This is a genomic window from Pseudooceanicola sp. LIPI14-2-Ac024 (assembly GCF_042188925.1).
In the GTDB taxonomy this organism is placed as follows: Bacteria; Pseudomonadota; Alphaproteobacteria; order Rhodobacterales; family Rhodobacteraceae; genus Pseudooceanicola.
Genome location: NZ_CP170102.1, coordinates 1188483 through 1203491 on the forward strand (window position 1 = coordinate 1188483; position 15009 = coordinate 1203491).

14 protein-coding genes are annotated in these 15009 nt (G+C 69.0%); 10 read left to right on the forward strand and 4 right to left on the reverse strand.

The window, feature by feature from the left end; translation table 11 throughout:
• Positions 1-43: 43 nt before the first annotated feature.
• The 7 genes from ACE2AC_RS05800 to ACE2AC_RS05830 all read left to right on the forward strand — a co-directional run bounded on the left by ACE2AC_RS05800 (position 44) and on the right by ACE2AC_RS05830 (position 7487).
• Positions 44-1408 (forward strand): formimidoylglutamate deiminase, encoded by a 1365-nt coding sequence (locus ACE2AC_RS05800; protein ID WP_375691164.1) that lies wholly within the window; start codon positions 44-46, stop codon positions 1406-1408.
• Positions 1405-2106 carry a GntR family transcriptional regulator gene (locus ACE2AC_RS05805; protein WP_375691165.1) on the forward strand — a complete coding sequence of 234 codons (702 nt, stop codon included), beginning with the start codon at positions 1405-1407 and terminating at the stop codon, positions 2104-2106. The genes ACE2AC_RS05800 and ACE2AC_RS05805 overlap by 4 nt, the downstream gene beginning before the upstream one ends.
• A gap of 117 nt (positions 2107-2223) precedes the next feature.
• On the forward strand, positions 2224-3540 hold the full coding sequence (locus ACE2AC_RS05810) for a glutamine synthetase family protein (protein WP_375691166.1): 1317 nt from the start codon (positions 2224-2226) through the stop codon (positions 3538-3540).
• A 110-nt stretch (positions 3541-3650) separates the two neighbouring features.
• Positions 3651-3983 carry a YegP family protein gene (locus ACE2AC_RS05815; protein WP_375691167.1) on the forward strand — a complete coding sequence of 111 codons (333 nt, stop codon included), beginning with the start codon at positions 3651-3653 and terminating at the stop codon, positions 3981-3983.
• A gap of 170 nt (positions 3984-4153) precedes the next feature.
• Entirely contained in the window at positions 4154-4831 is a 678-nt protein-coding gene (locus tag ACE2AC_RS05820) for a type 1 glutamine amidotransferase (RefSeq protein WP_375691168.1), read from the forward strand.
• A complete protein-coding gene (locus tag ACE2AC_RS05825) occupies positions 4828-6186 on the forward strand; it encodes a glutamine synthetase family protein (protein WP_375691169.1) in 1359 nt (452 codons plus the stop codon). The genes ACE2AC_RS05820 and ACE2AC_RS05825 overlap by 4 nt, the downstream gene beginning before the upstream one ends.
• Positions 6183-7487, forward strand: a complete 1305-nt coding sequence (locus tag ACE2AC_RS05830; RefSeq protein ID WP_375691170.1) for an NAD(P)/FAD-dependent oxidoreductase — start codon at positions 6183-6185, stop codon at positions 7485-7487. The genes ACE2AC_RS05825 and ACE2AC_RS05830 overlap by 4 nt, the downstream gene beginning before the upstream one ends.
• Before the next feature lie 59 nt (positions 7488-7546).
• On the opposite strand, the gene ACE2AC_RS05835 is transcribed toward ACE2AC_RS05830, so the two are convergent.
• From ACE2AC_RS05835 to ACE2AC_RS05845, 3 genes are all read right to left on the reverse strand, one after another.
• On the reverse strand, positions 7547-9493 hold the full coding sequence (locus ACE2AC_RS05835) for a TRAP transporter permease (protein ID WP_375691171.1): 1947 nt from the start codon (positions 9491-9493) through the stop codon (positions 7547-7549).
• A gap of 106 nt (positions 9494-9599) precedes the next feature.
• Positions 9600-10787, reverse strand: a complete 1188-nt coding sequence (locus ACE2AC_RS05840; RefSeq protein ID WP_375691172.1) for a TAXI family TRAP transporter solute-binding subunit — start codon at positions 10785-10787, stop codon at positions 9600-9602.
• Positions 10788-11011: 224 nt separating this feature from the next.
• Positions 11012-11776, reverse strand: coding sequence for a helix-turn-helix domain-containing protein (locus tag ACE2AC_RS05845; RefSeq protein WP_375691173.1), 765 nt, complete (start codon positions 11774-11776; stop codon positions 11012-11014).
• Positions 11777-11923: 147 nt separating this feature from the next.
• On the opposite strand from ACE2AC_RS05845, the gene ACE2AC_RS05850 reads away from it, so the two are divergent.
• From ACE2AC_RS05850 to ACE2AC_RS05860, 3 genes are all read left to right on the forward strand, one after another.
• A complete protein-coding gene (locus tag ACE2AC_RS05850) occupies positions 11924-12298 on the forward strand; it encodes a nuclear transport factor 2 family protein (protein WP_375691174.1) in 375 nt (124 codons plus the stop codon).
• Positions 12299-12308: 10 nt separating this feature from the next.
• Entirely contained in the window at positions 12309-12701 is a 393-nt protein-coding gene (locus ACE2AC_RS05855; RefSeq protein WP_375691175.1) for a hypothetical protein, read from the forward strand.
• A 123-nt stretch (positions 12702-12824) separates the two neighbouring features.
• Entirely contained in the window at positions 12825-14039 is a 1215-nt protein-coding gene (locus tag ACE2AC_RS05860) for a DegT/DnrJ/EryC1/StrS family aminotransferase (RefSeq protein WP_375691176.1), read from the forward strand.
• A 3-nt stretch (positions 14040-14042) separates the two neighbouring features.
• Here the strand turns inward: ACE2AC_RS05860 and ACE2AC_RS05865 are convergent, their stop codons facing one another.
• Complete coding sequence (locus ACE2AC_RS05865; RefSeq protein WP_375691177.1) at positions 14043-15008, reverse strand: LysR family transcriptional regulator; 966 nt, start codon at positions 15006-15008, stop codon at positions 14043-14045.
• Position 15009: the final 1 nt, after the last annotated feature.

A 15009-nucleotide genomic window follows, 5' to 3' on the forward strand; every position in this document is an offset into this window, starting at 1 on the left:
CGGTATATGTCTGCACATAATTGCGTGTCAATACGGGTTCACGATGACCAAGATCTGGGCGGCCAATGCGCTCCTCCCCGACGGCTGGGCCGAGGATGTTCTGATCACCTTTGATGCCGGGGGCATGATCGCCAGCGTCGAGACCGGTGCCCCGGCAGCGGGCGAACAGATCGCCCTCCTCCTCCCTGCCCCGGCGAACGGGCACAGCCACGCCTTCCAGCGCGCGATGGCGGGGCTGACCGAAAGGCGCGGTCCCGATCCGCGCGACACCTTCTGGACGTGGCGGGCGCTGATGTACCGCTTCCTCGACCGGCTGACGCCCGACCATGTGGAGGCGATCGCCGCCTTCGTGCAGATGGAGATGCTGGAAGCGGGATATGCCACCAACGTGGAATTCCACTACCTGCACCACCGCCCCGGCGGCGCGCCTTACGACAACATCGCCGAGATGGCCGAACGGATCGCCGCGGCCACGGCGACCACGGGCATCGGCCTGACGCTGCTGCCCGTGCACTACCAGTTCGGCGGCTGCGACCAACGTCCGCTCGGTCCCGGTCAGATCCGCTTCGGCACCGACCCCGACAGCTTTGCCCGCCTGCACGCCGCCTCGACCCGGGCGTTGACGCCCCTGCCCGCCGACACCCGGATCGGCGTCGCCCCGCACTCCCTCCGCGCTGTCGCGCGGGAGGCGCTGCCGGGCCTTGCCGCCCTTGCCCCCGAGGGGCCGTTCCACATGCACCTCGCCGAACAGGTGGCCGAGGTCGATGAGGTCGAGGCCGCATGGGGCCTGCGCCCGGTCGAATGGGTGCTGGAGCACATGACCCCGGACGCGCGGCACACCTTCATCCACTGCACCCAGATGCTGTCGCACGAAACCGAGGGGCTGGCACGGTCGGGCGCCGTGGCGGGGCTCTGCCCGATCACGGAATCGAGCCTCGGCGACGGCATCTTCGACGGGGTGCGCTGGTTCGGGGCGGGCGGCGCGGTCTCAATCGGGTCGGATTCCAACATCCGCATCGCGCTCTCCGAGGAGTTGCGCACCCTCGACTATTCGCAGCGCCTGCGCGACCGCAGCCGGGCGGCGCTGGCGACGCCGGAGCGGTCCACTGGGCGGCGGCTCTACGAGGCGGTGCTGACAGGTGGCGCGGCCTCGGCAGGCCGCCCGACCGGGGCCATCGCGCCCGGGTGCTACGCCGACCTGATGGCGCTCGACACCACCCACGTGGACCTCGAAGGCCGCCGTGGCGACACCCTGCTCGACAGCTACATCTTCGCCGGCGACGACCGTATGGTGCGTGACGTCTGGTCGGCGGGCCGTCACGTGGTCACGGGTGGCCGCCACGTCGCACGGGACGGGATCGTCGCGGCCTACCGGGCCACGATGCGCGATCTGGGGGACAGCCTGTGAGCCAGACCGAGATCAACAGCTGGCAGGGCGTGCAGGAAGAGGTCCGCCGCCGCATCAGCCAGCGCATCTGGAAACCGGGCGAGTTCATTCCGCACGAGGCCGACCTCGCCCGCGAATTCGGCTGTGCGCGGGCCACGGTGAACCGTGCCCTGCGCGAGCTGGCCGAGGCCGGGCTGCTTGACCGCCGCCGCCGCGCGGGCACCCGCGTCGCGGTGAACCCGGTGCGGCGCGCGCAGCTCGACATTCCGGTCATCCGGGACGAGATCGAGGCCAAGGGCCAGGCCTATGGCCATACGATCCTGCGCCGCGACCTGCGGACGCCCCCGGCCGAGGTGATCGCGCGGATGCGGGTGCCCGCCGGGGCCGAGCTTCTGCACCTGGAAACCCTGCACACGGCCGACGGCGCGCCCTACGTGTTCGAGAACCGCTGGATCAATCCCGACGCGGTGCCTGCCGTCCTGTCCGAGGACTTTGCGGCCTTCAGCCCGAACGAATGGCTGGTGCGCGAGGTGCCGTTCGACGGCGGCGACTTCACCTTCTCCGCCCTTACCGCCACCCGGACCGAGGCCGAGGCGCTGGCCTGCCCCGAAGGCACGGGGCTCTTCGTGCTTGACCGGACGACCTGGACCGCGGGGCATGTCATCACCTCGGTCCGCATGGTCTTTCACCCCGGCTACCGCATCCACACGCGCCTCTGACGGCGGCAGCGCCGCCACGGCCTGCGCGGCCGGTGACAATTCCGTAACGGCGAGCTTGCCACAAGGAAGGCGCATCGCCACTCTGCCCGGACCCGAAACAGCACACGAGCCCCCTGAATGTCCTTCGAAGGCTATCCGACTTTCCGCGTCGCCGCTTGCGACCTCAACGGCCAGCTGCGCGGCAAGCGCCTGCCGGCCAGCCAGTTCGACAAGCTGGGCAAGGGCACCGTCCGGATGCCGCTGTCGGTGCTGAACGTCGATGTCTGGGGCGCCGACATCAAGGACAGTCCGCTGGTGTTCGAGACCGGCGATGCCGACGGGGTGCTCTACCCGACAGACCACGGGCCGGTGCCGATGCCCTGGCTGGGCAGCCCCGGCGCGCTGGTGCCAATGTGGATGTACCACGAGACGGGCGAGCCCTTCATGGGTGATCCGCGCCACGCGCTGGCCGCGGTGCTCGACCGCTACAAGGCGCGCGGCTGGCGGGTCGAGGCAGCGGCCGAGATGGAGTTCTACCTGGTCGACGATTCCGGCCAGCAGCTGATGCCCCCGATGAACCCGATCTCGGGGCGGCCGGTGTTCGGCCACGCGATCCTGTCGATCCGCCAGCTCGACGCCTTCGACGCCTATTTCACCGAGCTCTACGAAGCCTGCGAGGCGATGGACATCCCGGCGGAATCCGCGATTTCCGAGGCCGGTCTGGGCCAGTTCGAGGTGAACATGACGCACCGCGACGCGATGGCCGCGGCAGATGACGCGGTGCTCTTCAAGACGCTGGTGCGCGGCCTCGCCCGCAAGCACGGGATGGCCGCGACCTTCATGGCGAAACCCTTCCTCGACGACGCGGGCAACGGGATGCACGTGCATTTCTCGGTCCTCGACGAGGACGGCAACAACATCTTCGACAACGGCGGCCCCGAAGGCACCGACCTGCTGCGCCACGCCATCGCCGGGTGCCTCGCGGGCATGGCGCCCTCGACGCTGGTCTTTGCCCCGCACGGGCCGAGCTACGACCGGATCGTGCCGGGCGCCCATGCCCCGATCGGGGCCTGCTGGGCTTACGAGAACCGCACCGCCGCGATCCGCGTGCCGGGCGGCCCGGCCAAGGCACGGCGCATCGAACACCGGGTGGCCTGCGGCGACAACAACCCCTACCTCGCGCTGGCCGCCATCCTCGGCGCGGCGCTGGCGGGGATCGAGGACAAGATGGAGCCGCCCGCGCCGATCACCGGCAACGCATATGACCTGGACCTGCCGGGCCTTGCGCCGAACTGGGAAAGCGCCATCGACCTCTTCGAGTCCGATCCCCTGATCGCCCGCATCCTGCCGGCCGAGTTGATCGAGCATTTCTGCCGCACCAAGCGCCAGGAAAAGGAACGCCTCGACACCGTCGCGCCCGAGGATCACTGGATGGTCTACCTCGAAACGGTCTGACCCGCCGCCGCCCGCGCCGCGGACGGGCGACCCTGCGTCATCTTCGGCTTGGCAGGCGCGCCATACTCCGGCAAGGTTCCCTTACCAAACAACAGGAAAGGGGACCGGCCATGGCTGGGAAATTCGAACTCTACACCGACAAGGCGGGCGAATTCCGGTTCCGCCTGAAAGCCGGCAACGGCGAGGTCATCCTCGCCTCGGAAGGCTACAAGCAGAAGGCCAGCGCGATGAACGGCATCGAGTTGGTGATGAAGAACGCGCCCGACGACGCCAAGTACGAGCGCAAGGAGGCCAAGTCCGGCCCGATGTTCAACCTCAAGGCCACCAATGGCCAGGTGATCGGCACCTCCGAGGTCTACAGCAGCGCCAGCTCGCGCGACAACGGCATCGAGTTGGTCAAGAAAAACGCACCCGACGCCAAGATCGAAGACATGACGGCGTGACGGTCCGGCCCCCGGCCCGGCCACAGCGGACCGGGGGCCACCACCGCGCGTGGCGCGCCCGCCACGCACTCCGGCCCGATGTCCCGGCACCCCGCGCAATTGGTCAGGCTTCCTGCTTGCCGCCCCGCACGGGCTCAATTACCTTCCGGGCATCAACCAACCGGTGATCCATGAAAATCGGCATACTGCAGACCGGCCATGTTCCTCCTTCGCTGGAGGAAATGGGCGATTACGACCAGCATTTCGCGCGGCTCCTGGCCGGACGCGGCTTTGACTTCCAGCCCTTCGACGTGGAGGGCGGCGTCGTCCCGGACGACCCCCACGCCTGTGACGGCTGGCTCATCACCGGCTCCAAGCACGGGGCCTACGAAGACCATCCCTGGATTCCGCCGCTCGAAGAGCTGATCCGCAAGATCCACGCCGCCGGCGTGCCGCTGGTCGGGGTGTGCTTCGGCCACCAGATCATCGCCCAGGCCCTGGGCGGCAAGGTCGAGAAGTTCGCCGGCGGCTGGTCCGTGGGGCGCACCACCTATCACATCGACGGCCAGGACCTGCCGCTGAATGCCTGGCACCAGGACCAGGTCGTCGAACTGCCCGCCGGGGCCGAGGTCGTCGGATCGTCGGATTTCTGCAAGAACGCCGCCATCACCTATGGCGGGCACATCTTCACCGTCCAGCCGCACCCGGAATACGGCGGCGATTTCATCGGCGGGCTGATCCGCACGCGCGGCAAGGGCGTGGTGCCCGACGCCCTGCTGGCCGAGGCGACGAGCCACCTGGATGAACCGCTGGCGAACCAGGTGATGGCTGACCGCTTCGAGCGGGTGTTCAAGGGGGACGCGGCATGAGCGACTGGACCGACAGCCTGCCCGAACCGGCGCAGGCCTACCTGGAAGGCCGCCGCCTGGACGAGGTCGAATGCGTCATCGCCGACCTGCCGGGCATCGCCCGAGGCAAGGCCGTGCCGGCGTCGAAATTCGCCCGTCAGAAACATTTCCACCTGCCGAACTCGATCTTCTTCCAGACCATCACCGGCGACTGGGGCGAAGCGGCAGGCGACGAGGGCTTTATCGAGCCCGACATGATCCTGCGCCCCGACATGAGCACGGCCACCGCCGCGCCCTGGACCGGGGACTGGACGCTGCAGGTGATCCACGATGCCTTCGACCGCAAGGGGAACCCGATCCCCTTTGCGCCGCGCAACGTGCTGAAGCGGGTGGTGAAGCTCTACGAGGACCAGGGCTGGAAACCGGTCGTCGCGCCCGAGATGGAATTCTACCTCGTGGCCCGCAACCTCGACCCGGCCAAGCCGATCGAGCCGATGATGGGCCGCTCGGGCCGACCCGCCGCCGCGCGGCAGGCCTATTCGATGACCGCCGTCGATGAATTCGGCCCCGTGATCGACGACATCTACGACTTTGCCGAGGCGCAGGGTTTCGAGATCGACGGCATCACCCAGGAAGGCGGCGCGGGCCAGCTGGAGATCAACCTCCGGCACGGCAACCCGGTCAAGCTCGCCGACGAGGTGTTCTATTTCAAGCGTCTGATCCGCGAGGCGGCACTGCGCCACGACTGCTTTGCCACCTTCATGGCCAAGCCGATCGCGGACGAACCCGGTTCGGCGATGCACATCCACCATTCGGTGCTGGACATCGAGACGGGCAAGAACATCTTTACCGGCCCGCAGGGTGGCGAGACGGACGCCTTCTACACCTTCATCGGCGGCCTGCAGACCCACCTGCCCGAGGCGATCCCGCTGCTGGCGCCCTACGTGAATTCGTACCGGCGCTACGTGAAGGACCATGCCGCGCCGATCAACCTTGAGTGGGGCCGCGACAACCGGACCACGGGGATACGTGTGCCGATCTCGGACCCCGACGCGCGGCGGGTCGAGAACCGCGTCGCGGGGATGGACTGCAACCCCTACCTCGGGATCGCGGCCTCGCTCGCGGCGGGCTACCTGGGCCTGATGAACGAGGAGCGGGCGGAGAAGCAGTTCCGCGGCGATGCCTACGAGGGCGAAGGAGACTTCCCCCGGACGCTCGGCGAGGCGCTGGACGTTTTCGACGAGGCAGGGGCGCTGTCAGAGGTGCTGGGGCCGGAGTTCTGCCGCGTCTACTCCATCGTCAAGCGGACCGAGTACGAGGAATTCCTTGGCGTGATCTCTCCGTGGGAGCGTGAGCACCTGCTGATGAACGTATGAACCTGCTCGACGCGAACGACCGGCCGGGGGAATACCCGGCCTCGTGGTACGCCGCCACGTCCGACCTGCTTCCGCCCTTCCCCGCCCTGTCGGGGGAGGTCACGGCGGATATCTGCGTCGTCGGCGGCGGCTACACCGGCCTGTCGACCGCGCTGCACCTGGCCGAGGCCGGGATGTCGGTCGTCCTGCTGGAGGCGCAGCGCGTCGGCTTCGGCGCCTCGGGGCGGAACGGCGGGCAGCTGGGATCGGGCCAGCGGCAGGACCAGATGTCGCTGGAAAAGATCGTGGGCCTCGACGAGGCGCGGCTGCTCTGGGCCCTGGGCGAAGAGGCCAAGGACACCGTCAAGGGCCTGATCGCACGGCACGGGATCGACTGCCACCTGAAGCCCGGCGTCGCCTGGACCGCCAGCAGCGCGGGCGAGGTGCACCACCTGCACGACTACGCCGCGCACCTGCAGGCCCGCTACGACTACCCCGAGGTCGAGATGCTGGACGAGGCCGCCTGCCAGGCGCTCTGCCCGTCGCCCGTCTACAAGGGTGGTGTCCTCGACATGGGTGCGGCGCACCTGCACCCGCTGCGGCTGGCCCTCGGGCTGGCACACGCGGCGCGGGACGCGGGCGCGGTGATCCACGAAGGCTCGCGCGTGGAACGGATCGACGAGGGCGCCGAGGTCGTGGTGCACACCGCCGGCGGCCGGGTCCGCGCCCGGCACCTCGTGCTGGCCTGCAACGGCTACCTCGGGACGCTCGACAAGCGGGTCGCGCGGCGGGTGATGCCGATCAACAACTTTGTCGCCGCGACCGAACCGCTGGGGGATGATGCGGCCCGCGTGCTCACCCGCGACGTGGCGGTGGCCGATGACAAGTTCGTCGTGAACTACTTCCGCCTCAGCCATGACAAGCGGCTGCTCTTCGGCGGCGGCGAGAGCTACGGCTACCGCTTTCCCGCCGACATCGCCGCCAAGGTCCGCAAGCCGATGACCGAGATCTTTCCGCACCTGATGGATGTGAGGATCGACCATGCCTGGGGCGGCACCCTGGCGATCACGATGAAGCGCCTGCCCCAGTTCGCGCGGCTTGCGCCCAACGTGCTTTCGGCCTCGGGTTATTCCGGCCACGGGGTCGGCACCGCGACCCATGCCGGGCGGCTGATGGCGCAGGCGATCCGGGGCGAGGCCGAGGGGTTCGATACCATGTCCCGCATGCCGACCCCCGCCTTCCCCGGCGGCGCGGCGTTGCGTTCGCCCCTGCTGGTTCTGGCGATGACGTGGTTTTCCCTACGGGACAGGCTGGGGGTCTGAGGGCGGTCTGAGCGCCGTCCCTGGACGCGCGGGGTGGGGTTCCACCCCACCCCCGACATCTACTCCGCCGCCGCCGCCCCCGTCGCCGCACGCCGGTTGTCCATCCAGACGATGCCGCCCAGCACGAGGCAGGCGATCCCGCCCCCCAGCGTGCCCCACCAGCTGGGGAAGGAGAACACGAAGCCCGCCGCCGCCAGCGGCAGCCGCAGCACCGTGCGCACCCGGCCTATGCCCAGCAGGTAGCCCTCGAGCCCGCCGGCCAGAACGATGATGCCCACGATGACCGAGGGCAGGACGTAGATCAGCGGCGTCAGGTCGCCCTGCAGCACCAGCGAGGGCTCGAACAGGAAGAAGAGCGGGATGAAGTAGATCACCACCCCGAGCCGCATCGCGGTGAACGAGGTCTGCATCGGCTTGGCCCCCGCGATGGTCGCGGCCAGGAAGGCGGCGGCGCCGACCGGCGGCGTGATGACCGAGAGCATGGCGTAGTAGATGATGAAGAAGTGGACCGCGACCTCATTCAGCCCGCCGATCTCGATGATGGCAGGCGCCAGCGTCACGGCGAGGAAGATGTAGGCCACGATGGCCAGCCCCGCCATGCCCATGACAAAGCAGGCCAGCACCCCGAGCGCGATGATGAGGTAGACGTTGTCGCCCCCAGCCTGCACGAGGCTCGAGGTCATCGACCCGGTCACCCCGGTCACCGTCAGCCCCGAGACCACGAAGGCGATCGGCAGGATGATGGCGGCGGATTGCGCGATCAGCACGCCGATGGCACGCACCGTCTCGAACATCCGGAGCGGCGTCATCATCGTGTCGCGGCGCAGGAAGCTGAGCGCGATCATCAGCACGCAGGCATACCACGGCGCGTAGTACTCCCACCTCATGTAGAGCAGGCCCCAAGTCAGGAAGATCAGCACCAGCAGGTAGGGCCAGCCGCGCTTGAGCACCTCCCTGCCCTTCGGCAGCTGGTCCAGAGGCAGGCCCTTCATCCCGGTCTTGGCCGCATAGGCGTCGACCTGCAGCATCAGCCCGAAGTAGTAGAGCAGCGAGGGCAGGATCGCCGCGATCATGACGGTCGCGTAGTCCACGCCGATGGTGATCGCCATGACAAAGGCGATGGCCCCCATGACGGGCGGCATGACCACGCCCCCGGTCGAGGCGCAGGCCTCGATCGCACCGGCGTAATGCGGCGGGTAGCCCACCTTCTTCATCGTCGGAATGGTGATCGACCCGGTGCCCGCGATGTTCGAGAAGATCGAGCCAGAGAGCGAGCCGAAGAAGCCCGACGCGACGATCGACACCTTGGCCGGCCCGCCCCGGTACTTGCCGAAGCCCGAGTTGGCGAGGTCGATGAAGAACTCCCCCGCCCCGGTCGCCAGCAGGATGCCCGCGAAGACGAGGAAGCCGAGGATGATCTCGGCCACGACCTTGGTCGTGATCCCCATCAAGCCCTCGGTGTTGAAGACGTGGTATTCGATCATCCGGTCAAAGCTGTAGGGAATGCCCATCATGATCCCTGGCAGCCGGTCGGCCACCAGCGGGTAGAGCCCCAGCACCAGCACCACGATCAGGAACGGCAGCCCGCCCGCGCGGCGGGCAAGTTCGAGCATCATCAGGTAGATGACGATCCCCGCCGGGATGTTGGCCCAGCCTGCCTGCACCATGTCCCAGGCATGGGTAGAGAACCAGAACGAGATCCCCATCATCACCGCGGCGGCGACCAGGTCGTAGACCGGCACGCTGCGCTGACCGCGGTAGGCCGGCAGCGCGATGAAGGCGGCGGCACCGAAGAAGCCGATGAAGATCCAGTAGTACCGGGCCTCCAGCATGATCTTGCCGCCGATCTTGATGCCGAAGATGTAGCAGATGCCGATGGCCAGGCCGAGCGTGCAGAGCGCCACGAAGAGGATGCTCTGCCACGAGAAGAGCGCGCCGAGGCGCGTGATCTCGCCCTGCGGCATCGCCTTTTCGTCGACCTCCGGCTGGGTCTGCGGATCCACCATGGGGGACGGGGTGTGTGTCATGTCGTTCTGCCCGAATGCCGCCCCTGCCGGGCGGAGTGCTGTGGGGCCGGACGGCGCCTCTGCCGTCCGGCCGATGGGTCAGGCGTCAGAGACGCGAGCGGAAGCCCTCGAGGTCCTTGGTGTGCTTGTCGAGGATCGCAAGGTACTCGGGGTTCTCGAAGTTCAGCTCGACCCCCTGTTCCTGCGCCTCCTTCAGCGCGGCGTCGCGGGCGGCGATCCAGGCGTCCATCTTGGCGACGGCCGCCTCGTTCCATTCGTCATCCGCATCGGTCCAGACACCGATTTCCTTGAGGTAGCGCACCGTGCCCTCGTGCACCGGCATCGGTGTCCGGTCGAGGTAGCCGCGCCAGAGGTCGCGCGACATCCGCGCCGCCAGCATGTGGGTCTTGGCGTAGTTGTCGAAGCTCTCGTCGAACCACTTGGCCAGGTTGTAGACGAAGTCGGCATCGGTGTCGGTCGCCACCGCGTAGACGAAGTTCGACGTCGCGCCCGGCACGCCCTTGGCGGTGGACACGCCCACCGTCATCTCGGACGGCACCAGCATCGGGTTGATGTCGAGGTAGGCGTCCCAGCCCGGGTTGTCGGCCGGCATGGCCAGCCAGCGGATCGAACCCGGCGCGGCTTCCATTTCCGACAGCACCGACGAGATCGGCGAGCAGTAGGCGATGTCGGCCTTGCCCTCGACCACGGACTTGCAGTTCTCGCCGTAGGACGAGGTGGGCACGTAGTCGATCTTGGACTGCGCATCCTCGGGCGACATGCCGAGGTAGGCGGGAATGCCGACGGTCACCGCCTCGGTCATCGCGGGGGACGACGCGGCCTGCGCCATCCGGAGCCCGCCGTTCTTGAGATCCTCCAGCGCCTCGACGCCGGACTTGCCGCCGGTGACAAAGCCCCAGGGGGTGTCGTTGTGGTGCCAGATCATCCGCATGGATTTCGCGGGCATCGCGGCATAGCCGGTGATCCCCTGGATCTGGAATCGCATCTCGGACGCCGAGACCGAGCTGATCTGGATGTCCTCGCGGATGGTCAGTCGGTTGTAGCGCTCGGGCTCCGCCCCGGTCGGCACCACCCGCACGACCATGCCGGTTTCCTGCTGCAGCACCGGCGCCCACCCGTTGGTCGAGGCGAAGGAGCCGGTGGATGTGCTCGGCGTGCCGATCACCAGAAGGCGCGGCCATTGATACTCCTGCGCCGTCACGGACCCGGCGGCGAGACCGGCCATAACGGCCACGACAGGCGCGACGCGGCGCCAGCTAGAGAATGCAGTCAAGGTTTCCTCCCTCACTCACTGGCCGGGGGCCACATGGCACCGGCCCAAGCGTCCCTCGCGGAGGATCCCGCAGCGCCTTTTGAGGGCGACCGCCCTCCTCGCGGCGCGCCCGGTCGACAGCGGTCTCCACCGTGTGACAATTTGACGCTATGGCCGCGCCGTCGCGCCGGTCAAGCGCGGGCCGTGCCGATCGCATATGCGTGCGACCGGCCCCGTGCCACGGCTCAGCCGAGGCGGGCCGCGGTTTCGGCGTCGGCGGGCAGGAAGGCCTCGATTGCCAGCTCGGACAGGGTCACCTCGCTTGCCGTGCCGAAGACGGTGGTGGTGGTGATCAGCGACAGCGTCCCGCGCGAGGTCTGCAGCCGGAACGGCACCGCGATGGCCGCATCGCTGGCCCGCCCCGGCTGGTCGCAGGGATAGGCCGCGACCTCGGCCAGCAAGGTTCGCAGCCCCGGATCGCGCGCCTGCCGCCACTGCCGCTTGAGCCGTTCGACCATGTGAGCGCGCACCTCGCCCAGGTTCAGCAGGCGCGGCGCCAGCCCGTCGGGGTGCAGCGCCAGCCGGATCACGTTCACCGGCGGCTCCAGCAGCGCGGGCGACACGCCCTCGACCAGCAGGGCGATGGCCTCGTTCGCGGCGACCATGGTCCAGTGCCGGTCGACCGCCAGCGCCGGATAGGCCCCGTGCGCGTCCAGCACCGTGCGCACCGCCGCCAGCGCCGCCGCCATCTCGGGCGCGTCCAGCGGGCGTTCGCGGTAGACCGGCGCAAAACCGGCCGCCACCAGCAGGTCGTTCCTGTCGCGCAGCGGCACCTCGAGGTGATCGGCCAGCCGCAGGACCATGTCGCGCGACGGCGCGGCGCGGCCGCTCTCGATGTGGCTGAGGTGTTTCTGGCTGACCTCGGCCTCGGCGGACAGCGCCAGCTGGCTCAGGTTGCGCTGCTGGCGCCAGCCGCGGATCAGGGTTCCGATGGGGGCATGCTGTGTCATGCGGCCGAGACTACGCCGCCGCGGCCGCCGATCAATAACCTCCGAGGTCATCAGGCGGCATCCGGCGGCGCGATTATGACCTCGCACACCATCGGTCTGCGGCCGCGTCCGGCGCAGGGTCGGGGCATCTGCAACAGGAGACCCGAGATGACAGACCCCAGACAGATCGCGGATGCCTACATCGACATCTGGAACACGGCGGACCCGGCCGGCCGGCAGGCAAAGATCGCCGCCCTCTGGACCGAGGATGCGCAGTTTGCCGACCCGGTCGCCCAGGCCGCGGGCCGGGCCGAGATCGCCGCGCTGATCGGAACGGTGCGCGACACCTACCCCGACATGACCTTCGCCGTGACCGGCACCCCGGACGGCTTTGGAGAGATGGTGCGCTTTGGCTGGTCGATGGCCGCACCCGGGACGGCCCCGGTGGTCAGGGGCACCGACATCGCCACCTGCCGCGACGGACGGATCGCCACGGTCACGGGGTTCTTCGACCTCGTGCCGCAGGGCGCGGTCCCGGCGTGAGGTGGCGGCCATGAACGACGACCTCCTCCGCCGCGCGCTCATCGCGGATGCCGCGGTCAGCGGCGCCTTCGCCCTCCTCTGCCTGGCGCTGTCGGGCTGGCTCACCGGGGCCCTGGCCCTGCCCGGCTGGCTTGTCACCGGGGCGGTGATCGTCTGCCTCGGCGCCAGCGCCCTGATGGCGGTCACGGCCGCGCAGCGCCCGATGCCGCCCGCGCTGGTCTGGCTGGTGATCCTCGGCAACCTCGGCTGGATCGTGGCGAGCCTGTCGCTTGCCGCGTTCGGGGTGGCCGGGACCGCGACGGGCACCCTGTTGATCGTGGCCCAGGCCCTGGGTGTGGCCGGCCTGACGGCGCTGGAACTGGCCGGTGCCCGGCGCGACGGTGCCGCCACCGCCCGGCCCTGACGTCCTGCGCAGCGCCCGTTGAGGGCGCTGCGCCACGGCGAAAAGTGTTATGTATATTTCATTTTGCGAAGCGGAGGCATTCCTTTAGAAAACCGGAAAGAGCAGTTCAGGAAAGCCGAAAACATGACTCTTCCGCCGAACGTCTATGACGCCGAACCCATTCCCGCGTCCGCACGGGACGAGATCGAGCGCCTGCTGAGCTCGGGCGACCTTTTCCGCTACACCGCGCCCGAGGATGCACCCGTCGCGCTCCTGGAACGCGAATTCGCAGACATGATGGGGGCCAAGTACGCGCTTGCCGTCGCCTCGTGTTCCGCCGCGCTGTTCCTGTCGCTCAAGGCGCTGGACCTGCCGCGTGGCGCCCGGGTGCTGATCCCGGCCTTCACCTTCGCCGCCGTCCCCTCGGCCGTCGTGCATGCCGATTGCACCCCGGTGCTGGTCGAGGTCGGCGACAACTACCGCATCGACATCGCCGATTTCGAGGCCAAGCTGGCCAATGCCGACGCCGTGCTGATCAGCCACATGCGCGGCCACACCTCGGATATGGACGCGATCATGGCGCTGTCCGAACGCGCCGGCCTGCCGGTGATCGAGGATGCGGCGCATTCCCTGGGCACGACCTGGCACGGCAAGACGATCGGCACGATCGGGCGCATCGGCTGCTTTTCCTTCCAGAGCTACAAACTGGTGAACTCTGGCGAGGGCGGCATCCTGATCACCGACGACCCCGAGCTTCTGGCCCGCGCGGTCATCATGTCAGGCGCCTACGAGCACAACTGGAAAAAGCACAAGGCCCCGCACGGCGACAATTCGCCCGAACTGGCGCAGGCCTTTGCCCGCTGGCAGAACAAGCTGCCGCTCTACAACACACGGCTGTCGAACCTCGCCGCCGCCATCGTGCGTCCGCAACTGGCCGAGGTGCCGCGCCGGGTGCGCGACGGGCGGGCGAACCACGACCATGTCGCCGCGATCCTGAACGGCTCGCCCTGGATCGAGGTGCCGGGGAAACTGGGGCCCGAGGAACGCGCGCCGGACTCGCTGCAGTTCAACCTTGTCGGCATGGACGCGGACGAAACCCGCGCCTTCCAGGATGCCGCCGCGGCGCGCGGGGTCAAGGTGCAGGTCTTCGGCCTCTCGACCGACAATGCCCGCGCCTTCTGGAACTGGGAATTCCTGGGCCCCGTGCCCGACCTGCCAAAGACCCGCGCGATGCTGGCCCGCGCCTGCGACACCCGCCTGCCCGCCCGGCTCACCCGGGCCGAGCTGGACATGATCGCCGATGCGATCCTCGGCGCGGCCGAGGACGTGATGGGCGATGTCGCCCGCTTCGGCACCTGACGCTCAGAGCAGCCGGACCGTGCCCGCCAGGTCCGGGTGGCTTTCGCGGCCCGGCACCAGGACCTCGTCGTGCAGCAGCTGGCAGGTGTCCCGCGCGATCCGCACTGGCAGATCGCCCAGCATCCCGGCCCGCGCGCTGAGCACGATGCGCCGCGACAGTGGCGCGAAGGGCAGCGGCAGGATGTCGAGCCCCGGCAGCAGCCGCCGCGCCCGCATCAGGGCCAGCGGCGGCAGGATCGTCCATCCCTCCCCCTGCCCGACCATCGCCAGCAGGGCGTGGTAGCTGTCGAGCTCGTAGCGCCGCGCCAGCGTCAGGTTCTGCCGTGCGAGGTGCGCCTCGACCAGCCGTCCCATGTGGTGGCGGGTGGTGTAATGCACTAGTGGGCGCGCGCGCAGCTGCGCCAGCAGGTCGCCGTCTGGGTCGAGGTCGCCGGATCGAACGACGGCCACGAAATCCTCGGACCAGAGCGGATGCACCTCGGCCCAGGGTGGCGCCGGCCCCATCTCGGCCGCCACAACGACGTCGAGCGCCTGCGCGTCGAGCTGGTCGTAAAGGACATGGCTGGCGTTGGTCTCGAGCAGGAACTGGCAATCGCAGAGCGTCGCGGCGAGCTGGGTCAGCAGCCGGGGCGTGATGTCGGCCTCGAGGTCGTCGATCATCCCGAGCCGCAGGCGCGACAGCGTGCCGGCCCCGCCGTCCTGCAGTTCCAGCCTGGCCTGCGCGGCCTCGTTCAGGATCGCCTCGGCCCGGCGGCGAAACGCCTCTCCGGCAGCGGTCAGCGCGATCGGGCGGGCATTTCGCAGCAGCAGCGTGGTGCCGAGCGCGGCTTCGAGGTTGGAGAGTTGCTGCGACACGGCCGAGGCACTGGCACCCAGCCGCCGCGCGGCGGCCGAGATCGAACGCTCTTCGGCGGTGGCGACAAAGACTTCGATCCCCCAGAGGGTGACGCGCCCGGCCCCCGCGACCATG